18 protein-coding genes are annotated in these 22322 nt (G+C 69.3%); 10 read left to right on the top strand and 8 right to left on the bottom strand.

Going from position 1 to position 22322, the window contains the following annotated elements:
• Nucleotides 1–77: 77 nt before the first annotated feature.
• Nucleotides 78–815: a hypothetical protein gene (locus tag AKJ08_RS13645; protein WP_050726572.1), complete on the top strand. Its 738-nt coding sequence runs from the start codon at nucleotides 78–80 to the stop codon at nucleotides 813–815.
• Nucleotides 816–908: 93 nt separating this feature from the next.
• Here AKJ08_RS13645 and topA read toward each other — a convergent pair whose 3' ends face one another.
• Together topA and AKJ08_RS13635 are read right to left on the bottom strand one after the other, a co-directional pair.
• On the bottom strand, nucleotides 909–3671 hold the full coding sequence (gene topA, locus AKJ08_RS13640; RefSeq protein WP_050726571.1) for a type I DNA topoisomerase: 2763 nt from the start codon (nucleotides 3669–3671) through the stop codon (nucleotides 909–911).
• 225 nt (nucleotides 3672–3896) lie between these two features.
• Nucleotides 3897–5318 carry a peptide MFS transporter gene (locus AKJ08_RS13635; protein ID WP_240475341.1) on the bottom strand — a complete coding sequence of 474 codons (1422 nt, stop codon included), beginning with the start codon at nucleotides 5316–5318 and terminating at the stop codon, nucleotides 3897–3899.
• Between the two features lie 210 nt (nucleotides 5319–5528).
• On the opposite strand from AKJ08_RS13635, the gene AKJ08_RS13630 reads away from it, so the two are divergent.
• On the top strand, nucleotides 5529–6077 hold the full coding sequence (locus AKJ08_RS13630) for a hypothetical protein (RefSeq protein WP_050726569.1): 549 nt from the start codon (nucleotides 5529–5531) through the stop codon (nucleotides 6075–6077).
• Between the two features lie 31 nt (nucleotides 6078–6108).
• On the opposite strand, the gene AKJ08_RS13625 is transcribed toward AKJ08_RS13630, so the two are convergent.
• Nucleotides 6109–6549, bottom strand: coding sequence for a Fur family transcriptional regulator (locus AKJ08_RS13625; protein ID WP_050726568.1), 441 nt, complete (start codon nucleotides 6547–6549; stop codon nucleotides 6109–6111).
• A 133-nt stretch (nucleotides 6550–6682) separates the two neighbouring features.
• Between AKJ08_RS13625 and AKJ08_RS13620 the strand changes: the two genes are divergently transcribed.
• The 5 genes from AKJ08_RS13620 (at nucleotide 6683) to clpA (ending at nucleotide 14194) form a co-directional block, all read left to right on the top strand.
• Nucleotides 6683–9520, top strand: coding sequence for a vanadium-dependent haloperoxidase (locus AKJ08_RS13620; protein WP_050726567.1), 2838 nt, complete (start codon nucleotides 6683–6685; stop codon nucleotides 9518–9520).
• Between the two features lie 243 nt (nucleotides 9521–9763).
• Nucleotides 9764–10222 carry a hypothetical protein gene (locus AKJ08_RS13615; protein ID WP_050726566.1) on the top strand — a complete coding sequence of 153 codons (459 nt, stop codon included), beginning with the start codon at nucleotides 9764–9766 and terminating at the stop codon, nucleotides 10220–10222.
• Nucleotides 10223–10249: 27 nt separating this feature from the next.
• Complete coding sequence (locus AKJ08_RS13610) at nucleotides 10250–11554, top strand: hemolysin family protein (protein ID WP_050726565.1); 1305 nt, start codon at nucleotides 10250–10252, stop codon at nucleotides 11552–11554.
• A 64-nt stretch (nucleotides 11555–11618) separates the two neighbouring features.
• Complete coding sequence (gene clpS / locus AKJ08_RS13605; RefSeq protein ID WP_050726564.1) at nucleotides 11619–11939, top strand: ATP-dependent Clp protease adapter ClpS; 321 nt, start codon at nucleotides 11619–11621, stop codon at nucleotides 11937–11939.
• Nucleotides 11939–14194 carry an ATP-dependent Clp protease ATP-binding subunit ClpA gene (gene clpA, locus AKJ08_RS13600; protein WP_050726563.1) on the top strand — a complete coding sequence of 752 codons (2256 nt, stop codon included), beginning with the start codon at nucleotides 11939–11941 and terminating at the stop codon, nucleotides 14192–14194. Before clpS ends, clpA begins: the two co-directional genes overlap by 1 nt.
• A gap of 51 nt (nucleotides 14195–14245) precedes the next feature.
• Here clpA and AKJ08_RS13595 read toward each other — a convergent pair whose 3' ends face one another.
• The 4 genes from AKJ08_RS13595 to AKJ08_RS13585 form a co-directional block, all read right to left on the bottom strand.
• Entirely contained in the window at nucleotides 14246–14953 is a 708-nt protein-coding gene (locus tag AKJ08_RS13595) for a hypothetical protein (protein WP_169788833.1), read from the bottom strand.
• On the bottom strand, nucleotides 14950–16149 hold the full coding sequence (locus AKJ08_RS19910) for a hypothetical protein (RefSeq protein ID WP_169788832.1): 1200 nt from the start codon (nucleotides 16147–16149) through the stop codon (nucleotides 14950–14952). Before AKJ08_RS19910 ends, AKJ08_RS13595 begins: the two co-directional genes overlap by 4 nt.
• Nucleotides 16150–16309: 160 nt before the next feature.
• Nucleotides 16310–16771, bottom strand: a complete 462-nt coding sequence (locus AKJ08_RS13590; protein WP_050726561.1) for a MaoC family dehydratase — start codon at nucleotides 16769–16771, stop codon at nucleotides 16310–16312.
• A gap of 133 nt (nucleotides 16772–16904) precedes the next feature.
• Nucleotides 16905–18335 carry a carotenoid oxygenase family protein gene (locus AKJ08_RS13585; protein ID WP_050726560.1) on the bottom strand — a complete coding sequence of 477 codons (1431 nt, stop codon included), beginning with the start codon at nucleotides 18333–18335 and terminating at the stop codon, nucleotides 16905–16907.
• 110 nt (nucleotides 18336–18445) lie between these two features.
• On the opposite strand from AKJ08_RS13585, the gene AKJ08_RS13580 reads away from it, so the two are divergent.
• Together AKJ08_RS13580 and ybaK are read left to right on the top strand one after the other, a co-directional pair.
• Entirely contained in the window at nucleotides 18446–19132 is a 687-nt protein-coding gene (locus AKJ08_RS13580) for a TetR/AcrR family transcriptional regulator (protein ID WP_050726559.1), read from the top strand.
• Nucleotides 19129–19602 (top strand): Cys-tRNA(Pro) deacylase, encoded by a 474-nt coding sequence (ybaK, locus tag AKJ08_RS13575; RefSeq protein WP_050726558.1) that lies wholly within the window; start codon nucleotides 19129–19131, stop codon nucleotides 19600–19602. Before AKJ08_RS13580 ends, ybaK begins: the two co-directional genes overlap by 4 nt.
• A 39-nt stretch (nucleotides 19603–19641) precedes the next feature.
• Here ybaK and AKJ08_RS13570 read toward each other — a convergent pair whose 3' ends face one another.
• Nucleotides 19642–21210, bottom strand: coding sequence for a beta-ketoacyl synthase N-terminal-like domain-containing protein (locus AKJ08_RS13570; protein WP_050727584.1), 1569 nt, complete (start codon nucleotides 21208–21210; stop codon nucleotides 19642–19644).
• 197 nt (nucleotides 21211–21407) lie between these two features.
• On the opposite strand from AKJ08_RS13570, the gene AKJ08_RS13565 reads away from it, so the two are divergent.
• On the top strand, nucleotides 21408–22319 hold the full coding sequence (locus AKJ08_RS13565) for a CobW family GTP-binding protein (protein WP_050726557.1): 912 nt from the start codon (nucleotides 21408–21410) through the stop codon (nucleotides 22317–22319).
• Nucleotides 22320–22322: the final 3 nt, after the last annotated feature.

The following is a 22322-nucleotide window of genomic DNA, read 5'->3' as shown; positions in this document are numbered from 1 at the left end:
CCGACCCCGGTTTGACACGCGCGCAAACGCGCAGGCACACTCGACTTCTTCACACCTTGATGCGGAGTGATTAACCCATGCTCACCTCGGGTCTGTCAAAGCGGTCGATGCTCGCGCTCTCCGCCGCCGTCGCGGCGGTGGCCCTCGTCGGCTGTCCCGATCCCCAGGAGCGATTCGACGACTTCGTGGATCGCACCAAGCAGGGGGGGACGGGAGGCACTGGCGGCAGCGGAGGTGCACCGGGCGGGGAGGTGGCCGATCTCAACGGGCGCTTCCTGCTCTCGATCGCGACGAGCCTCGCGCCGGCGACGCCGCTCCTCTTCGAGGCGACCGTCACCATGAGGCTCGGCCCGGGGAACACCTGCCCGCTCGGCGCCTGCTCGCTGGACCTCATCATCCAGCCGCTGGTGAACCCCTTCACCGCTGCGAGCCCCTGCCCGGGCGTTCGCGAGCCGATCGGCGATCCGATCACGCTTCAGAACGTCTCGGTGGACGAGCACGGCTCGTTCGTCGCCGTCTTCGAAGGGGCCCAGGTCAGCGCCTGCGCCAATCCGATCTCGCCGCGTCCGATCGAGGCGACGCTCAACCTCGCGGCGGTGACGCTGGACGCCGACCTCTTCTGCGGCGACGTGAGCGGCAGCACGACGAAGCCCGCGCCCCTCCCGCTAGCGGGCTCCAAGTTCGGCGCGATCCGGATCCCCGAAGGAAAGGGCCCCGCCGACGTCGAAATCGTGGACCACTGCCCGGCCGCGCCGGGCGGCGACGGTGGCGCGGGCGGCTCCGACGGTGCCGCAGGAGCGGGCGGCTCCCCCTAACGCCAATGCCCCCGCGCGGCCCTCGAAAGGGCTGCCCCGGGGGCTGGCGGGCCGAGAGCCGTTCGGGACTGCCCGTCCGGCATCCGGGGCCGACTACGGCTTGGTGGTCTTCCGGGCGGCGACCTTCTTGGGAGCGGCGGAGTTGCCGCTCGAGGGCGCGGACTTGGTCGTCCTCGCCGCCTTGGGAGCGTCGCTCGATGCCTCGGCCTTCTTCTTGGGCGCGGCGGACTTCTTCGCCGGGGCCTTCTCCTTGGAGGCAGCGGCCTTGGCGCCGGAGGCGGCCTTGCGCGCGGCGGGGCGCTTCTTCTTGCCCGCTGGCGCGGCGGCGAGGGCCTCCACCGCCTGCTCCACGGTGAGCGCCTGCGGGTCGAAGGAGGCGTCCTTGCTCACGGTGGCGGTGGTGTCGCCGTGCTTCACGTAGAAGCCATAGCGGCCCGAGTAGAGCTGGATCGGCTGGCCGTCGGCAGGGTGGGCGCCCACCTGGCGCAGCGGCTCCGCCTGGCCCCTGCCGCGCCCCTTGGGCACGGAGAGGAGCTCGAGGGCGCGGGCCAGATCCACCCTGAGGACGTCGTCGTCCTTCTTGAGCGAGCGGAAGTCGCCGTCGTGGACGACGTAGGGCCCGAAGCGGCCGAGGCCGGCGCGGACCTCCTTGCCGTCGGCGGGGTGGGTGCCGAGGAGCCGCGGGAGCTCGAGGATCTTCAGCGCGAGGCCGAGGTCGACGTCCTGGAGCTGGACGCCGGGCGGTAGGCTGGCCCGCTTGGGCTTCTCCTCGTCCGCGGCGTCGCCGAGCTGCACGTAGGGGCCGTAGCTGCCGGTCTTCAGGTAGACGGGCTTGCCGGTATCGGGATCCTGACCGATTCCCTGCTCGCGCCTCTCGTACTTCTCGAGGATGTCCTGAACGCGGTCGGAGGTGAGGTCGCCCGGCGCCACGTCGTCGGGGATCGACGCCTTGCGGGCCTCGGCCTCCCCGGCCTGGAGCTCGAGGTAGGGGCCGAATTTGCCGACGTGGATCTCTACGCCCGGCAGCTCGGTGGGGAGCTTCACCAGCTTGGCGTCCTTGGGATCGATCTCCGACGCCTGCTCGTCGATGCGCGTCTTCAGCCCGCGGTCGCCCATGTAGAACTGGCGCAGGTAGGGCTGTGACTCGAGCTGCCCCTCTGCGATCGCGTCGAGGGACTGCTCCATCTGGCTGGTGAAGCCGAGGTCCACGAGATCGGGGAAGTGGTTCTCGAGGAGGTCGGAGACCACGAAGGCGGTGAACGTGGGGACGAGCTGGTTCGCCTGCTTCACCACGTAGCCGCGGTCGATGATCGTCGCGACGATGGTGGCGAAGGTCGAAGGCCTGCCGATGCCCTCCTTCTCCATGAGCTGGATCAGCGAGGCTTCGGTGTAGCGGGGCGGCGGCTTGGTCTCGTGGCCCTCGGCCTCGAGCTTGTCGAGCCGGAGGGTGTCGCCAGCCTTGAGGGCGGGGAGGAGGCGCTCCCGCTCCTCCAGCGCCGCCTGGGCGTCGTCGGAGCCCTCCACGTACGCGCGGAGGAAGCCGGGGAAGACGATCCGCAGCCCGCTGGCGGCGAAGGTCGAATCGCCGGCCTCGATCTTCACGGCGATCTGGGTCTGGCGCGCGTCGGCCATCTGGGTGGCGACGGTGCGCATCCAGATCAGCTCGTAGAGGTCGTAATCGCGGCCAACGAGGCCCGTCTCCTTCGGGGGCGTGAAGTGCGTCGACGGACGGATGGCCTCGTGGGCCTCCTGGGCGCCCTTGGTGCTGGTCTTGTACTGGCGCACGCCGGGGGCGAGGTACTCGGCGCCGAAGCGGCTCTCGACGCAGCCCCGGGCCGCGTGGATCGCCTCGTTCGAGAGGTGCACCGAGTCGGTACGCATGTAGGTGATGAGGCCGCGCTCGTAGAGCGACTGCGCCACGCGCATCGTCTCCTGGGCGCTCATCCCCAGCTTGCGGTTCGCCTCCTGCTGCATGGTGGAGGTGATCAGCGGCGGGGGAGGCCTGCGGGTGACGGGCTTCTCCTCGACCGACTTCACTACGAAGGGCAGCGGCTCGAGGCGCCTGCGCAGCTCGTGGGCCTTGGCCTCGTCGAGGTGGACCAGACCCTCCGCCTTCTTCAGCGCGCCGGTGCTCTCGTCGAAGTCCTTGCCGGTGGCGACCCGGTTGGCCCCCACGTGGGTGAGGCGGGCGTCGAAGCGCTCTCCCTTTGAGACCGTGGCGAGGAGATCCCAGAAGCTCGCCTTGCGGAACGCCATGCGCTCGCGCTCGCGCTGCACGATCACGTGCACCGCCACCGACTGCACGCGGCCGGCGGAGAGGCCGAAGGCGATCTTCGACCAGAGGAGCGGGGAGAGGCCGTAGCCCACCAGGCGATCCAGGATCCGCCGGGTCTCCTGGGCGCGCACGAGGCGATCGTCGAGGGAGCGGGGGTTCTCCAGGGCGCGGTGGATGGCGTCCTTGGTGATCTCGTGGAAGACCAGGCGCTCGAAGGGGACCTTGGGCTTGAGGAGCTCCAGCAGGTGCCAGGAGATCGACTCGCCTTCGCGGTCTTCGTCGGTCGCGAGGAGGAGGTGGTCGGCGTCCTTGAGCAGATCCTTCAGCTCGCGGACCACCTTGGTCTTCTTCTTGGGGACGACGTAGAGGGGCTCGAAGCCCTTGTCCACGTCGACGCCGAGGCGGGCCCAGGGCTCCTTCTTCACCTTCTCGGGGATCTCGGCGGCGCTGGTGGGCAGGTCGCGGACGTGGCCCATGCAGGCCTCGACCTTGTAGCCGGGCGGCAGGAACTTGCGGATCGTCTTCGCCTTGGTCGGAGACTCGACGATCACCAGGGTCCGGCTGTTTGCGTTGCGCGACATCGGCACTCCACCCCTTCCTTCGCCCTATACCCCAAGCACGGCGTCCGCATTCTTGGGGTTCGGGTCAGAAGTCCGCAACAACCACATTCGGCCCCCTTCGTGCAAGGCCCAGGGGGCCGGGCATTCCTGGGCCATCTATACCGACGCCTCCCGACGCGCGGATTCGAGCTTGCTCGAAGGGCCGGCGAGGGGAGGCGCGTGTGCTGGCCCGGATGGGCCAGGCGACTAGGCGGCGGCTGCGGGCTGCTCGTCGGTCGAGGCCATCGCCCGCTGGAGCGGCCGGTTCAGCACGGCGATCGCCACGCCTGCGCCGACACCCAGCACGGTGAGGAGGAGGAAGAACATCTCCTTGGAAATCACCGAGTAGAAGGTGCCGATGAAGCCGGAGAGGTAGTTCCCCAGGAAGCTGGAGAGGAACCACATGCCCATCATCATCGAGACGATCCGGGCGGGGGCGACCTTGGTCACCAGCGAGAGGCCCACGGGCGAGAGGTAGAGCTCGCCGACGGTGAGGAGGAGGGTGCAGACCACCGGCCAGAGCAGGCTCCCCTGGCCGTCGCCGATGAGCTTCGCGCCCACCACCATCACGATGAAGGAGAGGCCGAGGATCAGGCAGCCGATCGCCATCTTGGTGACGCTCGACGGCTCCTTCTTCCGCTGCGACTGCCACGCCCAGAAGGCCACGATCAGCGGCGTGAGCGTGAAGATGAAGAAGGGGTTGAACGACTGGAACCAGGGGCTCGGGATCTGCCAGCCGAAGAGCGTGGGCCAGATCGTCTGCTTGTCGGCCCAGATCTGCATGGTGTTGCCCTGCTGCTCGTAGACCGCCCAGAAGACCACGTTGAGGAGGCAGAGGATCACGAGCGACCAGACGCGCCGCCACTCGGCCTTCGTGAGGGGCTGCTTCTCCGTGGCGTGGGCCGCCGCCGTCTTCATCACGTTGTCGGGCGCGAGGAAGCGCTGGCCCGCCAGGTAGATGATCACGCCGATGACCATGCCGACGCCGGCGGCGCCGAAGCCGTAGTGCCAGCCCACCGTGAACGCCAGCGTGCCGCAGACCAGGTTGGAGAAGAACGCGCCGACGTTGATGCCCACGTAGAAGATCGAGAAGGCGCGGTCGCGGCGGGGATCACCCTGGGGATAGAGGTTGCCCACCTGGGTGGAGATGTTCGGCTTGAAGGCGCCGTTGCCGAGGATCAGGAAGAAGAGCGCCACGAAGAAGAGCGTCTCGAAGGCCATCAGGAAGTGACCGATGGCCATCAGGATGCCGCCGATCACCACCGTCTTGCGCTGGCCGAGGATCTTGTCCGCCAGCATGCCGCCGAAGAAGGGCGTCAGATAGACGAGGCCCGTGTAGAGGCCGTAGATCTGCGACGAGAACTGCTGGACGTTCATCTCGCCGAAGACCGAGCCGAGCGCGTTCCCGATCGCCGCGTAGCCGAGGACGTCCGCCGCCTTCCCCTGGAGGAAGAGGTAGTCCGTCATGTAGAGAACGAGCAGCCCGCGCATCCCGTAGTACGAGAAGCGCTCCCACATCTCCGTGAGGAAGAGGACGGCGAGGCCGATGGGGTGGCCGAAGAGGGTCCGGCCGCCGGCGGGTGCGACGAACTCGGGAGTGGGGGTGGCCACTGTGGCAGGCATGCTCATGAACTCTCCATGCGCGGAGTCGGGGCGAGTGCCGCATAGAACCACATGGATTTCCATGTGCCAAGGATCGGACGCGGGGTGCGGGATGCCGCGTTGCGTCGATCCCTTGGCCGATGTCCAGACCTGAACGGTCGCCCGAACCGCGGGCAGGCTGGCAACGCGGGCGCGAATGCGCTTTGATCCGCCCTTCCCGGAACCCTCGAGGGGCACGTGATCAATCGTTTCTGGCGCCGCGGCATTCTCGCCTTCGTCTCGATCGCCTTCCTGGCCGGCTGCGAGACGAGCGACTCATCGAAGAGCTGCGACGGAGCCGGCGGGACGGGCGGGACCGGTGGGATCGATCTCGGGGACCTCGCGTTCGAGCTCGGCACCGGAGTGTCGAGCTTCGTTCCGCTCGCCGACGGAGACCTGCTCTACCTCCAGCGCGGCTTTCAGGGGGGCCAGCACGTCTACGTGGCCATTCGTGCTTCCGGTGTCTCGGATCCCGAGTGCCTGCGGCTCAAGATGGCTCTCTACCGGGCCGACGACGGGCGCCGTGTCTCCGTGCTGTTCGACATGGACCTCTACTACAGCCCCGATCCGCAGGGCCCGCCGCCCGACGGCGTCTACGAGTGGACCGGCCTGCTCCTGGCCGTCCCGAACCCGGACGACGTCCTGGACGTCCCCTTGCGGCTCGAGGCGGAGCTCCAGCAGGAAGGCGGCGGTCGCCCGAAGGAGGCGCGGGAGGTGACGGTGGAGTGGGGGTACGAGGAGCGCTGACGGCGCCCGCAGAATTCTCGGGGCCGGCCGATCAGGCGCGCCCGCGGGCGCAGGGGGAGCAGCGTCCCCGAAGCTGGACCTCGGCAACCTCGCTCTGCTCGGCCTCGCCGTGGAGGCTGACCGCGTCGGCGGGGAGGCAGCGGACCTGGCCGCAGTCGCCGCAGACGAGGTGCGGGTGGACGCCGTGACGGGCGCCCTTCGTCACCGGTAGCTCGTAGCGCCAAACCTGGTCGCCGAGCTGGGTGCGGACGAGGATCCCGGCCTCCGCCAGCGAGAGCAGGTTGCGGTAGACCGTGGCGCGGTCGAGGCCGGCTCCCGCCAGCCTCTCGGTGAGCTCCGAATGGCTGATCGGTCGCGGCACCAGGGAGAGCTCGCGGAGGAGGGCGAGGCGCTGCTCCGTGACCCGCAGGCCGCGCTGGGCGAGGAGATTCCGGGAGGCCGAATCCTCGGAGCTGGATGCCTTGGTGTCCACCGGCGCAACCTCGCACTTCGAGTCGGGGCATGCAAGGACGCCTCGGCATCGCAAAAAGCGGCGCTGGAGCCCGAGCCCGCGCCGTGATGAGATGGAATCGAATCCAAGACAGGCCAACGAAGAGAGGCCGACGATGAAGTTCGACATTCGTGCGCTTCGAGCAGGGATCGTTCTGGTTTTTGCTGCGTCGCTGGCGGCTTGCGGCGGTGATTCGCCCGGCGGGCCGCACGCGGACGAGCCCTGGCAGCTCGTAGCCCGAGACGGCGCGGAGGCCCTCCTCGCCGTGGGCGGTCGTTCGTCCACCGACGTCTTCGCCGTGGGCGCGGACAGGGGCCGCGGGCCCCTCGTGCTCCATTACGACGGCGCGGCGTGGTCGCGCGTGGACACCGGCCACCGCGGCGATCTCTGGTGGGTCTTCGCCGTGCCGGGCGGCAAGGTGCTCATGGGCGGGGCCGCCGCGACGGTGCTGGAGTACGACGGCTCGGCGTTCACGCGGATGAAGACGCCGGGCCTCGCGCGGCACACGATCTACGGTATCTGGGGTCGGTCTCCGAACGACGTCTACGCGGTCGGGAGCCTCTCCGGGCGAAGCGGCTTCGTCTGGCACTTCGACGGGAGCGAGTGGAGGGACCTGCCGCTTCCGCTCGACGAGCTGCCCCGCACCGCGGACGGCGACATCCCCGGCTTCTTCAAGGTCTCGGGAGACGCCAACGACGTCTGGATCGTCGGCGCCCGCGGCGTGATCCTGCGGTCCCATGGCGGCGGCCCCCTCGAGCGGATCGCGAGCGGGACCGACACGAGGCTCCTGACCATCGACGCGGCGGGTGGCCGGGTGGCGGCGGTTGGCGGCGAGGGCAGCGGCGCCCTGGTGGAGCTCGGCGACGGCGGCACCTTCGTCGACCACGCCCCCGAGGCCTGCCCCCTTCTCCAGGGGATCGCCCTCGCATCCGACGGCCGCGGGGTCGCGGTCGGGATGTCGGGGATCGTCCTCGAGCGGAAAGGCGGGAGCTGGGAGCGCGTGAACCATCGCCTCTCCGTAGAGGCGGAGTCCCTCCACGCGGTCTGGGGCGACGAGAAGGGCGGCATCTGGGCGGTGGGCGGCAACGTCCTCACCAGCCGCCTCGACGGTGGCGTGCTCCTCCACCGCGGGAGCGGTCTCCCCGCCGTCCCCGAGGCGCTCCTCAAGCTCCCGAAGCAGCCCGACGGACCTGCCACGTGCCCGGCGGCCGCGATCGATCCGGCGCCGGGCGGCTCGATCGCGCGGCGCTGGAACGAGCAGATCCTCGGCGCGATTCGCCGCGATCTGCCGCAGCCCGGCGTCCACGCCCGCAACCTCTTCCACCTCTCCGCCGCGATCTGGGACGCGTGGGCCGCCTACGATCCCGCCGCCGACGGCGTCTTCTTCGTGGAGAAGCAGATCGCGGACGACGTGGTCGCCGATCGGCAGGAGGCCATCAGCCACGCCGCGTTCGGTGTGCTCAGCCACCGGTATCGCCGCGCGATCGGCGGCGACACCTCCCTCGCCTGCTTCCGCTCGTTCATGGAGAAGCTGGGCTACGACCCTGACGACACCCGCGTGGAAGGCGACTCGCCCGCGTCTGTGGGCAATCGCATCGCCGCCGCCATCATCGCCGCCGGGGCCGACGACGGAGCCAACGAGGCCAACGCCTACGCCGACACCACCGGTTTCAAGAGCGTGAACCCGCCGCTCGTCGTCGACGATCCCGGCGCGACGCTCGTCGATCCTTCGGTGTGGCAGCCCCTCGACCTCGCCGTCTCCCTCACCCAGAACGGCATCCTCAATTCGGCGGGGCCGCAGAAATACATCGGCGCGAACTGGGGCCTCGTCACGCCCTTCGCCATGACGCGCGAGGCCGGCAGCGCCACGTACCACGATCCGGGCCCCGCGCCCGTCTTCGGGCCCGAGCTGCGCGACCACGCCGTCGAGCTCATCCGCCTCTCCGCCGAGCTCGGCGACGAGGAGCGTATCGACCTCTCGCCCGGCTCGATGGGCAACAACACCCTGGGTCAAAACGACGGACACGGGCGCGCCCTGAACCCCGCGACCGGGCAGCCGTACCCCACGCAGTCCGTGGCGAGGGGCGACTTCGGCAGGGTGCTCGCCGAGTTCTGGGCCGACGGACCCCGCTCCGAGACCCCGCCCGGCCACTGGAACGTGATCGCCAACGCGGTCGCGGACTCGCCGGGCTTCTCTCGCCGGCTGGGTGGCGAGGGCCTCGTGCTCGATCCGCTGGAGTGGGACGTGAAGGTCTACCTCGCCCTCAACGGCGCCGTGCACGACGCCGCCATCGCCGCGTGGGAGCTCAAGCGGGCGTACCTCACGGTCCGGCCCATCTCCCTCGTGCGCTACATGGGCGGCCTGGGGCAGAGCACCGATTCCGCCGGGCCCGCCTTCCACGCCGACGGCCTCCCCCTGATCCCCGGCCTCATCGAGGTCGTCACGAAGGAGAGCTCGGCGCCTGGCGAGCGGCACGCGAAGCTCGCGCGCTTCGTTGGGCAGGTCGCGATCCGCTCGTGGCGGGGCGAGCCCGGCGATCGGGTGCACGAGGTCGGCGGCTCAGGCTGGATCCGGGCCGTCGACTGGATGCCCTACCAGCTCCGCACCTTCGTAACGCCCGCCTTCCCGGGCTTCATCTCCGGCCACAGCACCTTTAGCCGCGCCGCAGCGGAGGTGCTCGTCGGAGTCACCGGAAGTGAGTTCTTCCCCGGCGGCCTCGGCGAGTTCGTCGCTCGCCCCGGCTACCTCACCTTCGAGGAGGGACCCTCCACGGAGGTGCGCCTCCAGTGGGCCACCTACTACGACGCCGCCGATCAGGCCGGCCGCTCTCGGCTCTGGGGCGGCATCCACGTCTCCCCCGACGACGTGGCCGGCCGCCTCGTCGGCCACCGGGTCGGGCTCGGCGCCCTGGCCCACGCCGAGGAGTTCTTCGAAGGCCGCGCCGTGCGCTGAGCTTCGGCGCTCGTCACCCGAAGTCCGCGACCGGTCGGCAGAGGTAAAAGTCTTTACCTCTGCCGACAGACTCCGGAGTTTCGATGTAGATACGGGCGTTTACGTCGCTCTAGAATCACTCTGCCTGCTGTCGTCTCGGTTCGAGCTCGACTCGAAGGCTCGCCAACCGCGAGGGTACCTTGGACCGATCAAGCCGGCGCGGGCCTCCTTGTGTGGGATCGATCCGGGGCTTACAACGCGCCCATGGCAGACAAGCGCCGCTTCGAGCTCTTCGCCCGCTTCCTTGTCGACCGCTTCGACGCCCGGCGGGTCTTCGACGTCGCGGGCGGGCAGGGAAAGCTGAACGAGGCCCTCTCCGCCCTGGGCCGGGAGGTCACGACCTTCGACCTGCGGCACAAGCGGCTCCCGGTCCGCTACGCTGAGCGAATCTTCGGCCTCGAAGAGCCGTGCGAGTGCGACCTCGTCGTCGGCATGCATCCCGACGGCGCCACGCGCGTGATCATCGAGTACGCCGCGAAGCACCGGCTCCCGTTCGCCGTGGTCCCCTGCTGCTCCGACAACGGGATGCCCTACAACCCCTGGCGGCGGCACCTCGCAGGGCTCGCGACGGAGCTCGGCTTTCCCGTGGTGGAAGAGGTCGACCTGCCGATGGACGGCCGAGGGCGCGTCGTTCTCGGCAGCTTCGAGCCGCCGCGGGGTTGATTCCGCGGTACACCCTCCCTTTGGGGCGTGAATAGCCTAAAGGCAGAGGGTGCCGACATTCTCGCCGTCATCTTGATCGTCCTCGGCTTGGTGCTGCTCCACGGCCTCTGGGCCGGTGGGGAGGTGGCGATCCTCGCAGTGGGCCGGGCCCGGTTGCGGGAGCTGACCGAGGAGGAGCGGCGCGGCGCTCGCTCCCTCGCGCGCCTGCGGGACGTCCCCGAGCGCGTGGTGGCCTGGAGCCGCACGGCGACCATTGCCGTCACGGTGGCGGCGGGCGCGCTCGCCGGCTCGTACTTCGTGCGCGAGCTCGGCCCCACGATCGGCACGGCGCCGGCGCTGCTGGTGGTGATCGCGGCGTCGACCTTCCTCTTCGTGGTCTTCGGCGCGCTGGTGCCGATCGCGCTCGGCGTGCGCGGCTCGGAACGCTGGGCGCTCTGGACGGCGGGCCTCTTCCGATTCCTGTCGCTGCCGTTTCGCCCCCTGGTGTGGATCGCGAGGGCCTCGTCGAGCGCGATCTTGACGCTCTTCGGCGGCGAGACCTCGTTCAGCGAGGCCCGGATCGCTCCCGAGGAGATCCAGGAGGAGCTCGAGGAGGCGGCGAGGGCCGGCGTGATCGATCCGAACGCCGGCCGGATCGCGGCGCGCGCCCTGGAGTTCGGCGAGCTCCTGGTCGCCGAGGTCATGATCCCGCGCAACCGCGTGATCGCCGTCCCCAGGGACGTGACGCAGGAGGAGCTGCGCAGGACGCTCCTCGAGGAGCGCCACACCCGCATGCCGATCTTCGAGGGGACGATCGACAACGTGGTCGGCTACCTCTCGATCAAGGACGTGCTCCTCTTCGCGTGGGAGTCGCAGGTCGTCGTGGTGGACGACCTGGTCCGCCCGGCCTACTTCGTGCCGGAGACGATGCACGCGGTGTCGCTCCTTCGCGAGATGCAGCTCCGGCGGATCTCGCTGGCGATCGCGGTGGAGGAGTCCGGCGGAATGGCCGGGATCGTCACCATCGAGGACCTGGTGGAGGAGCTCGTCGGCGAGATCTTCAGCGAGGAGGAGGCGCAGGTCCCGGAGACGATCCACGTCGAGGCGAACCACACGGCGCTGGTGCTGGGTATCGCCCCGATCCGGGACGTGAACCGCGAGCTCGATCTGGACCTCCCGGAAGGCGACGGCTGGTCGACGATCGCCGGCCTCTGCATCGATCTCGCTGGCCGGATCCCCGGAAAGGGCGAGCGCTACGTGGCGCCGGACGGGACGGTCCTGGAGATCTGCGAGGCGACGCCCAGAAGGGTGCGCACGGTGCGGGTCCACCCGGCAGAGCACGTCCGTCCGTGAGCCCCTGAGGGCATCGTGCGATCCATGTGGTAGGAAAGCCCTCTGACGAGGGTTCTCATCAATCATGGCTGGACGCTTCGAAGACGAAGAGCAGGGGGTCGTCACCCGACCCAAGAACGAGCGGAAGCTCGCGCGGCCGCCGATGTGGAAGGTGCTGATCCACAACGACGACTACACGACGAGGGAGTTCGTGGTCTGGGTGCTGGAGGGCGTGTTCCGCCACTCGGAGGCGGACGCGACGCAGATCATGCTCCACGTGCACAACCGGGGCATGGGGGTGGCAGGCGTCTATCCCCACGACGTCGCCGAGACCAAGGTGGAGAAGGTGAGGGCGCTGGCGAAGGAAAACGAGTTTCCGTTGTTGTGTACGATGGAGCCCGAATAATGCCCAAGTCCCCCCAGCTCACCGCAGAACTCCAGCAGACGCTCGAGCGCACGCTCGACGCCGCCCGCGTGCGCCGCAACGAGCACGCCGGGACGGAGCACCTCCTCCTCGGCCTTCTCGACGATCCCCTCGCGAGCTCCGCGATCGACGCCTGCGGCGGCGACGTGCAGGCGCTCCGCGATGAGCTCGTCACCTTCCTCGCCGACCACTTCGAGGCCCTGCCCGACGGTGAGGAGGAGGAGCCGACCCCGACCCTGGGCTTCGCCCGGGTGATCCAGCGGGCCGCGATCCATGCCCTCTCCGCGGAGAACGAGGCGGTGGACGGCGGTAGCGTGCTCGCCTCGCTCCTGCAGGAGGAGGAGAGCCACGCGGCCTTTCTGCTCCGCAAGCAGGGGATCGAGCGCCTGGAGGTGATCCGCTTCCTCTCGCACGGAGTCTTGTTCGAGGAGGAGGAGGAAGGCGACGAGGAGATCGACGAGGAGGAGGAGGAAGGACCTCTTCCGAAGAGCGCCAAGGATCCGCTCGCGGCGTACACGGTGGATCTGGTGGCCCGTGCCGCGGAGGGTCGAATCGATCCGCTGGTGGGCCGGGACGCAGAGATCGATCGGACGATCCAGGTCCTCTGCCGCCGCCGCAAGAACAACCCGCTCTACGTGGGCGAGCCCGGCGTGGGCAAGACGGCGCTCGCCGAAGGGCTGGCGCTGCGGATCCACGAGGGCAAGATCCCCGACGTGCTGAAGGACGCGCGCCTCTACTCGCTGGACCTCGGCTCGCTCCTGGCGGGCACGCGCTACCGCGGCGACTTCGAGCAGCGCATGAAGGCGGTGCTGAAGGCGCTCGGCAAGCTCGAGAACCCGATTCTCTTCATCGACGAGCTGCACACGGTGGTGGGCGCCGGCGCGACCACCGGCGGGAGCATGGACGCGTCGAATCTGCTCAAGCCGGCCCTCGCGTCGGGCGAGCTGCGCTGCATCGGCTCGACGACCTTCGAGGAGTACAAGGCGTCGCTCGACCGCGACAAGGCGCTGGCCCGACGGTTCCAGAAGATCGACGTGGCCGAGCCCTCGATCGAGGAGACGGTGGAGATCCTGAAGGGCCTCCGCTCCCGCTACGAGGAGCACCACGGCGTTCGTTACACCGACGACGCGCTGACGAGCGCGGCGCACCTCGCGGCCAAGCACCTCGCGGACCGCCACCTGCCGGACAAGGCGATCGACGTGCTGGACGAGGCGGGCGCCGCCGAGAAGCTGCTGCCCTCCGAGAAGCGCACGGGCCAGGTGACGGCGGCGGACGTGGAGGCCGTGATCGCGCGGATGGCGAAGGTGCCGGCGCGCAGCGTCTCCGCTGACGATCGCAGCGCCCTCTCGCGGCTCGAGCCCGAGCTGAAGGGCTCGATCTACGGGCAGGATCCGGCCATCGAGGCGGTGGCTGCGGCGATCAAGCTCGCCCGCTCCGGCCTTCGCGCCGGCGACAAGCCCATCGGCTCCTTCCTCTTCGCGGGGCCCACCGGCGTCGGGAAGACCGAGCTCTCCAAGCAGCTCGCCCGGGTGCTGGGGGTGGAGTTCGTGCGCTTCGACATGTCCGAGTACATGGAGAAGCACGCTGTCTCACGGCTGATCGGCGCGCCTCCGGGCTACGTGGGCTTCGATCAGGGCGGGCTGCTCACCGACGCGGTCCGCAAGACGCCCTACGCGGTGGTGGTCCTCGACGAGATCGAGAAGGCGCACCCCGACCTCTACAACGTCTTGCTCCAGGTGATGGATCACGCCACTCTCACGGACAACAACGGGCGCAAGGCCGACTTCCGGAACGTGATCCTGATCCTCACCACGAACGTCGGCGCCCGCGAGCTCTCTGGCAGGCGGCTCGGCTTCGGCGGCGGCACGCCCTTCGGCTCCGCCACCGGCTCGATCGAGAAGGCCTTCAGCCCGGAGTTCCGCAACCGCCTCGACGCGGTGATCCAGTTCGGTCAGCTCGGCCGCGAGGAGATCCTGCGGGTGGTGGACAAGAACGTTCGCGAGCTCCAGGTGCTGCTCACCGAGAAGAAGGTCGTCCTCGAGCTCGCCGAGGAGGCGCGCAGCTGGCTCGCGGAGCACGGCTACGATCCCGCCTTCGGCGCCCGCCCGATGGCGCGGCTGGTGGAGCAGACCCTCAAGCGGCCCCTGGCCGAGGCGATCCTCTTCGGGAAGCTCGCCGCCGGCGGAACCGCCCGGGCCGTGGTCGAGGGCGACCAGCTCGCGTTGCGGTTCGACTGAATCGAGAACTTGCGGCGCTCCTGAGGCGCCGCAAGTTCCCCTCCGGTTTGATCAGGGCCGGGAGACCGCTCCCGCCCAGACGACCCAGCTCGGCGAGTAGGTGGGCGAGCTGTAGGGATTCTCCTGGATCGCCGTCACCTCGCCCCGATCGTCCGAGATCACCTGGAAGCTCTTGGCCTCCATGAGGCGCTTGCTGGCGCCCGTGACGGGGTCGAGCACCCAGAGCTCATGATGTTCGTTGTACGGTTGGCTCCCGAGGTCGACGACCTGGAGGAGGGCCTCGCCTGCAGGATAGACGGGGCCGATCGAGCCGAGGCGAAGGAGCCCGCCGGAGTCGGCGTCGACGAGGTATCCTGTCGTCTCCGTCTCCTTCGCGCCCTCGGGGATCCCGTTGAAGTAGATTCGGTCCTTACCTACCCACTGCGAGTCGTAGAGCCTGGTGCCGCTGACGAGGGTCCGAACCTCCTCGCTGCCGTCCCAGGTCGCGAAGGAGGCGAGGGAGGTGCGGCAGTAGCCCGCCACCGCCCAATCGGCGCAATCGAGGGTGCCGTAGACGACTCCGACGCGCTTTCCGTCGGGCGAGGGACGGAGCGAGCTGAAATTGGCTCCCATCACGATCTCGCGGCTCTCACCCGTGCGGGTATCGACGAGGACGATCGACGTGTTCGGCCCTTCGCCGGCCTGCGCAAGGACCCGATCGCCCATCACCGAGAAGGGGATCCGATCGCCGAGATCGACGACGTCGAACGACTCGCTCACGAAGAAGTTGCCGCTCCGCCCCGGGATCGCGAGGGCGTGGCCGTCGTCCGAGAAGAAGGGCGCGTTGCCGAGCCCGTACGAGAAGAAGTCGAGCTTTCGCAGAGGGAGATCGAACGGCAGGCTGGCGGCGACCGCACCGGCCTCCACGTCGATGATCGACGCCACTTCCGCGCGACGCGTCTGGTAGTCCTCCGTGCTGACAACCGCCTGCTGATGGAGCAGGACCTTTCCGTCGGGCGAGAACGCGAGCGAATCCCCCGAACGCCGTTGTCGAGCTCGCCGTCGATGACGTATTCCACGCCCGCGATCTCGCGCACGGTGCGGTCCACCACGTTGGCAACGAGGAGCGCGCCTTCCTTCCCCGGCGCGGCCACGAAGGGGCCGTGCGCGGAGGAGACGACGCCGTTGCAGCTCACGCCGTCGGGGCCAAACGTCTCGAGCCCTGCTGACCCGAGCACCCCCAGCCGCCCCTCGTAGCAGACCACGAGAGGCGATCCCTCCACATCGACGAAGCTGACACTGTAGCCGGACGAGACATTCGCAAGGATGGTCTTGCCCACGAGCTTCCGGCTCGCGAGGTCGAACACCCGGAGCTCGAGCTTCGGCTGCTCCCTGACCTGGTATGTGGAGAGGATACGGCTGCGGTCGGGGGAGAAGGAGACGTAGCTCTGACGATCGGCGAGGAGGGTTTTCGCTCCCTTGCCGATCGTGTCGGCTACGTAGGTGCCGCTCGAGTCCGAGTAGGGAACTTCGCCGCACCGCCCGATGCCCCAGGCGATGCCCTCCCCGTGCCTCGCGAGTGCCATCGCCTTTCCGGTCGGGCAGTCCGTGAGGGCGGGCGGCTCGCTCGTGGGCTCGTCCGGCCGGGACGGCTCGTCCTTATCCGGGGAATCGGGGCGCGAGCCCGTGGACTCGTCTGGCTCCGCGGGCTCGTCGTTGTCCCGGGAATCGGGGCGTGGGACTGGAGGATCTCCCGGCTCTTCGGGCAGGTCGGTTTGGACCGTGTCCACGAGCCGGTCGGCAGCGGTGCCGCAAGCCGTAAGGGCACCCATCACACACGCCAGCAGGATCAAAGAGAACCGCGAATGACGCATGACCACTCCGTTTTGTTCGAAGGCTATTCGTGAAACCTCGATCTGCGAGAGCCGAGAGTGTCGAGCTCGGCGACAGAACGACGAAACGTCCCCCAGCTTCACGGTAGCGCTCCCGTGATCCTGCGCGAGTTCGTAATCGGGAACTCCTGGTCGGCGATCTCGCTGCCTACGGCAGCAGGACCACGGCAACCCCCTGAAAACGGAACGGCCTCCCGCGTTTCGCACACGGGAGGCCGTTTTCTCGATCTCGGATTTCGTCTCGTCAGCCCAGATAGCGGAAGACGCACTGGGCCACGCAGGTCGGCTTGGCCTCGCCCTCGAGCTCGATGGTGTTCTTGAACACCACCTCGAGGCCGCCCTTCACCTCGGTGATCGACTCGACCGTCGGCGAGAGGCGGTAGCGCGCGCCCTCCTTCATCGGGGCGGGGAAGCGGACCTTGTCGAGGCCGTAGTTGAGCACGGCGGAGAAGCCGGTCACCTCGACGGCCTCGAAGAAGAGGCCCGCGATCCGCGACAGCGTGTAGTAGCCGTGGGCGATCGGCGCGCCGAAGGGCGATTCGCGGAGGGCGCGCTCTCGGTCGACGTGGATCCACTGGTGATCGCCGGTGGCGTCGGCGAAGGCGACGATCTCCTCGAAGGAGAGCTGGTGCCAGGGCCCCGCGGGAAGCGGCTTGCCCACCAGGGCCTCCAGGCCGGCGCGTCCTTCGATCTTCGTCTTCTCCATGCTCGTCTCCTCGCGAGGTTTGGACGGACGATCTAGCCCGATGCAGACCCGGATGTCTCTGCCTTTGCGGCGCGCTATCGCCGATCGGCGGCGCTCGCGTCGAGCGGCACCCGATTCACTTCACTTCACTTCTTCACTTCGCGCCGAGCCAACCGCCGTGGAACGTGAAGGGAACGTGGTGATCGAAGTAGGCGCGGGCGATGGGGCCGTCGTCGAGGCGCTTCGAATCCAGGATGGCCAGGTGGCTCTGGTGCGCCCGCGCGTCGTAGACCAGGGTGAGGATCCAGCCGTCGTCCTCCGCCGCGCTGCCGGCCTTGTGGACGAAGATCGGCTCGGAGGGGTAGTGGCCGGCGGGCAGCTCCACGCGCCGCGCTTCGCCGCTCTCGACGTCGAGGCGGGCGAGCTGGTCGTAGAGGTCTCTCCTGCTCCCGGGCGCGTGGGCGCCGAGCCATGCGAAGCGGTAGGGCTTCCCGGTGGCGGAGGGCGCCACCCGCGGGAACTCGCACGACTCGGACCAGCGCTCCTCCATGCGGAGCACGCTTCGCCGCGGATCGACGATGGCACGATGGAAGGTGCCTCTCGCCTCGCGTCCGCTCCCGCCGCGAACGCGGTCCCCGAGCCAGAGGTTGGTCTCGAAGTCGGGATAGCGGACGAGATCCACGACGATGGATTCGCCCTGTTCGAAGGCGTTGGCGAAGTGCCACTGGAAGAAGGGATCGACCTGGAAGCGGAAAGGACGCTCCGGCTCGTCGAGGGGCACCACAAGCACCTCGGTCCCCAGCTCAGGGCGCCAGACGAAGTTCTCGCCCACGGTCCCCACGCCGAGGAGCTGGCGCATCACGCGGAGGCGCACGGGCGACACGAAGAAGATCAGGTGGCGCTCGGTGGCGATGAAGTCGTGTAGGAGGGTCGGGCCCGGCAGCGGCAGGGAGGCGATCCGACGCGCGCCGCCGTCGTCCCGGAGCTCGAAGAGGTCGAGGAGGGTATGACGCCCGAACCGCATGCCGAAGTTGTAGCTCGCGCGCCGCGACGGGATGCGGTGGGGGTGTGCGGAGAAGGCGGCCGACAAGAGACCGTCGAAGGTCGTCTCACCGATCGTGGAGAGATCCTCCATCGAGAGCTCGACCGGGATCCCCGCTTCGTAGAGGGCGAAGAGCCGATCGTTCCAGACCATCACCGAGGTGTTGGCCACGTTCTTGGATCGCATTTGACCGATCCGGCCGAGCAGGCTTCCAGGATGCGGCATGCAATAGTTGGCGTAGAGGCGGCGCCCGGCGGCCCGTTCCGCGACGAGCTCCTGCGTCTGCACCAGGCGAACCGCGCCCTCGGCCTTCCCGCCCTCGAGGCGAACGGCGGAGACGGCGCCGTCGCCGTCGAACCAATGTCGATAGCTCTCGCCGAAGCTGGAGAAGAGGGAGGGCCCGTTGCGGTAGAGGGTTCCGCGAAGCTCGGCGGGGATCGTTCCCTCGACGCGGAGCGGCTCGAAGCCGTGCTCGCGGGGGAGATCCTGGAAGGCCCGGGACCAGCCCTGGCTCGAAGGGGACGGAGGAATGGCGGCCTGCATATCGGAGCTCCTTGCCGTGGCGACGACGGCGCGGGAAGATTACGATGGTAACATTGCAGGCGGAGTTGACGCTGTCAACATTGCGCTGTCAGCATGGGAGTGAAGTAGGGATGTCGACCGATTCGGAGCGGAGCAAAGGGGGGCGCTACCACCACGGAGATCTCCGGCGCGCATTGCTCGATGCGGCGCTGGAGCAGGTGCAGCAGGAGGGCGCGGCCACCCTCTCGCTGAGGGAGGTGGCCCGGCGGGCCGGCGTGACCCACGCCGCGCCGTACCGCCACTTCGCCAGCAAGGAGGCGCTGCTGGCCGCCGTCGCCGAGGAGGGCTTCCGCACCCTGCGGGAAGGGCTCCTGGAGGCCTCGGTGCGTCTCGCGGGCGATCCCCTCGGGAAATTGCAGGCGATCGGCGTAGCCTACGTGCTCTTCGCGGTCGCCCATCCCGCGCACTTCCGGGTCATGTTCACCGTCGGGCAGAACGACTGCGACTATCCCTCCCTCGACGAGGCCTCGGGCTCGGCCTTCGGCGTGCTGGTCGAGTCGATCGAGGAGGGCCGCCAGGCGGGCGCGCTCTGCGACGTGCCGGCCAGCGAGCTCGCGGTGACCGCCTGGTCGACGGTGCACGGCCTCGCGTCCCTGCTGGTGGAGGAGAAGCTCCCTCCGGCGGCCGGGAGCGCCGAGCAGCTGGCGCGGATGGTGACCGCGCGGCTCCTGGAGGGCCTCGCTGCGCCGGCGGAGACGACCGCGGACGCGAAGAAGACGAAGCCGGCAAAGCGCGCTGCCAAGGGGGCGAATCGATGAAGACGAATGCCGCCCGCCAGCTCGATAACCTCGGGATCGCCTACGAGCTCAAGAACTACGACATCGATCCCGACGACCTCTCGGCGGAGTCGGTCGCGGCCAAGGTCGGGATGCCTCCGGAGCAGGTCTTCAAGACCCTCGTCGCTCGCGGGGATCGCAACGGCGTCTGCTTCGCCGTGGTGCCCGGCGACGCCAAGCTCGACCTCAAGGGGCTCGCCCGGCTCTCGGGCGATCGCAAGATCGACACGGTCCCGCTCAAGGAGGTGCAGCCGCTGACCGGCTACATCCGGGGCGGGGTGACGGCACTGGCCGCGAAGAAGGCGTACCCCGTCTACGTGGACGAGACGATCGAGCTCTTCGACGTGATCTCCGTCTCCGCCGGCGTGCGGGGGACGCAGCTCCTCGTCTCGCCGGCGGACTACCTGCGGGCAGTCGAAGGGAAGGTGGGCGCGATCGCCGCGCCGAAGTGAGACTTGGGTGGACCGTGGCGCGCCGCGGCCCGCTCGTCGCTACTTCCAGGGCCGCGAGATCACGCAGGCGTTGATGCCGCCGATGCCCATGGAGAGCTTGCCGGCGAGGCCGCGGGCTTCACACGGCGTGTCGAGGACGAACGCCTGGTGGACCTTGCCGATCTCGGGGTTGAGCTCGCTCGCCTGCAGCGTCGTCGCGGGAAGCTGGCCGCGCTGGTAGCCGAGGTACTGCGCCGTGAGCTCCCAGCCGCCGCCAGCCGACATGCCGTGGCCGAAGGTGCCCTTCCGCGCGGTGACGACCACCGACTCCGGCAGGATCTGGCGCAGGGTCTCCACCTCGAGGAAGTCGCCCGGGGTGGCCGTGGCGTGGAGGTCCCAGGTGCCGATCTCGGCCGGCGTGGCGTCCGCCTGGTCGAGCGCGCTCCGCATCGCGGCGAGGGGGCCCTCGGGCGACGGCGTGATGATGTGGTCCGCGTCTGCCGAGACGCCCACGGCCACGGGCTCCATGCCCAGGGGCTGGAAGCCCTTGGAGGTCATGTACTCGTGGTCGCCGACGATCCAGACCACGGCGCCGCCCGCCACGTGGGTGCCGCGCATCCCGGTGAGGGGCTTGGAGACGGTGCCGTCCGCGGCGAGGACCCGGGCGTTGTAGAAGCCGCCCACCGAGAGCGGGTTGGGCGCCGGGTCGGTCATGCCCACGACCACCGCCTTCGCGCTCCCCGACGAAATCGACTGCATCGCGAGCCGCAGCGCGTAGCCGAACGACGAGCACGCCGCCACCGGGGCGAAGGTCATCCCGGTGATCCGGCCCATCATCGAGATCTGAGACGCGGGCGTGTTGTGGATGTTCCAGAGCAGGTTGGCCGAGACCTGGTTCCAGGGCGGCTCGGGCGCGTTCCATTTCCGCTGCAGCTTCGCGGTGCGGACGCGCTTCTCCTTGATCACGGCGAGCTTGGCCGCCTCGACGTCGCCCTCGACGGAGATGGACTCGATCTCGCGGAGCTCGGCGAGATAGTCGGCGAGCTCGGTGGAGCGCGCGGCCCAGTGGTGCCAGAAGCGCTCTTCCGCGAGGTCGCGATCCTCCTCGGGGACCGAGGACGGGACCGGCGGCGCGCCCTCGACGGCGGCGCGCTCCTCGGGCGAGAGCTCCAGGAAGGCGCGGAGGGCGACGTTGCGCTCGGGGTTCGCCCAGAAGCGATCCCAGCGGCGCTGGGCGCGGTGGAGCTCGAGGCTGCAGTCGTGGATCGTGGGCAGGTCGCCGAGGCCGGTGCCGACGTAGACGTGGGCCTCGAGGCCGAGCTCGGTGAGGACCTTCTCGATCCCCGGGTTCTGACGGAGCGACTGGACGAAGGCGCCGATCGCGTACTGCGTCGGCTGGCCCATCTTCTTCTCGAGCTGGGCGTAGCGGGTGGGCGGGAAGCGCTCGTCGATCCAGCCCTTGTAGTCGGCGAACCGGAAGTCGGGAGTACCTGCGAGGAAGTTGCTGGGGCCGAAGCCGTCGAAGGCGGAGAGCCAGCTGTCCGAAGACTCGAGGTTACGCTCGAAAGCCTCGATGTCCGGCGACCGGGGGGCGACGACGCCCCAACCGAAGATCCCGACTCTGCGCACGTGATCCACTCCTGCCGCGCCTCGCTTCGGCTGGCGCCCGGCCGCATGGTCGCTTAATCGGTCCCCCTTTGCACCAGCAGCGGGAAGCGCGCAAGCCCAATCCCTTCTCCAGGCCAACGCCGGGGCGCTGCCGGCCCTTCCGGGTGCGCGAGGGATCGGGTTGGCCCCGAGGCGTCGACGCCGTTAGGTTCGCGCCCGTGAGACCTCCGCTTCCCATCGTCGTCCTCACCGGTTTTCTCGGGGCCGGCAAGACCACCCTCCTTCGCCGGCTCCTCGGCAAGCCCCACGGCCTGCGGATCGCGCTGATCCAGAACGAGCTCGGCCAGGCGGGGATCGACGTGGACTCGCCTGCGAGCCGTCAGATGATCGAGCTCACCGAGGGCTGCGTCTGCTGCCTGCGGAACCCCGAGCTCCTCGGCGCGCTCGACGATCTTTGGAGCCGGGGGGACCTCGATCGCGTGATCCTCGAGACCACGGGCCTCGCCGATCCGCTGGCGCTGACGTGGACGCTGGCGAGGCCGGAGCTCCAGGGGAAGGTGCGCCTCGATTCGGTGGTGACGGTGGTGGATCCCTCCAGCTTCGAGAGTGCCCGAGGCGAGGAGTGGGACGCCCAGGTGCGTTGCGGCGATCTCATCGTGCTCTCGAAGCTCGAGCTGGTCCCGCCGGAGCAGGTGGCGAAGGCGATCGCGGCGGTGAGGGAGGTGAACCCCCAGGCGCGAATCCTCGAGGGCGGAGATGGGCTGCCGGAGGGGCTCCTCCTCGACAGCCTCGATGCCGTCGACGCCGCGGGACGCGAGGCGCGGCTCGCCGGCTTCCAGAGCGAGCAGGCGAGGCACTCCGACTTCGGCGTGGTCTCGGTCTCCGGGCGGCAGGCCTACGTCCTCGATCGCCTCGAGGACTGGCTGGAGGAGCTGCCCGAGCGCGTCTTCCGGGCAAAGGGAATCGTCGAGATCGAGGACGGCTGGGTCGCCTTCCACGTGGTCGGCAAGCGGCTGCAGCTCGAGCTGCGCGCGCCGGCTCCCGCCCACGGCGAGAGCCGGATGGCCTTGTTCGGTCGCGATCTCGATCGGCCGCTCCTGGAGGAGGAGCTCGCGCGCTGCAGGGCCTGAGAG

Origin of the sequence: Vulgatibacter incomptus, from assembly GCF_001263175.1 — a bacterium.
Taxonomy (GTDB): Bacteria; Myxococcota; Myxococcia; order Myxococcales; family Vulgatibacteraceae; genus Vulgatibacter; species Vulgatibacter incomptus.
The sequence above is the reverse complement of the archived record's forward strand: the minus strand, read 5'-3'. Positions and strand labels throughout refer to the sequence as shown.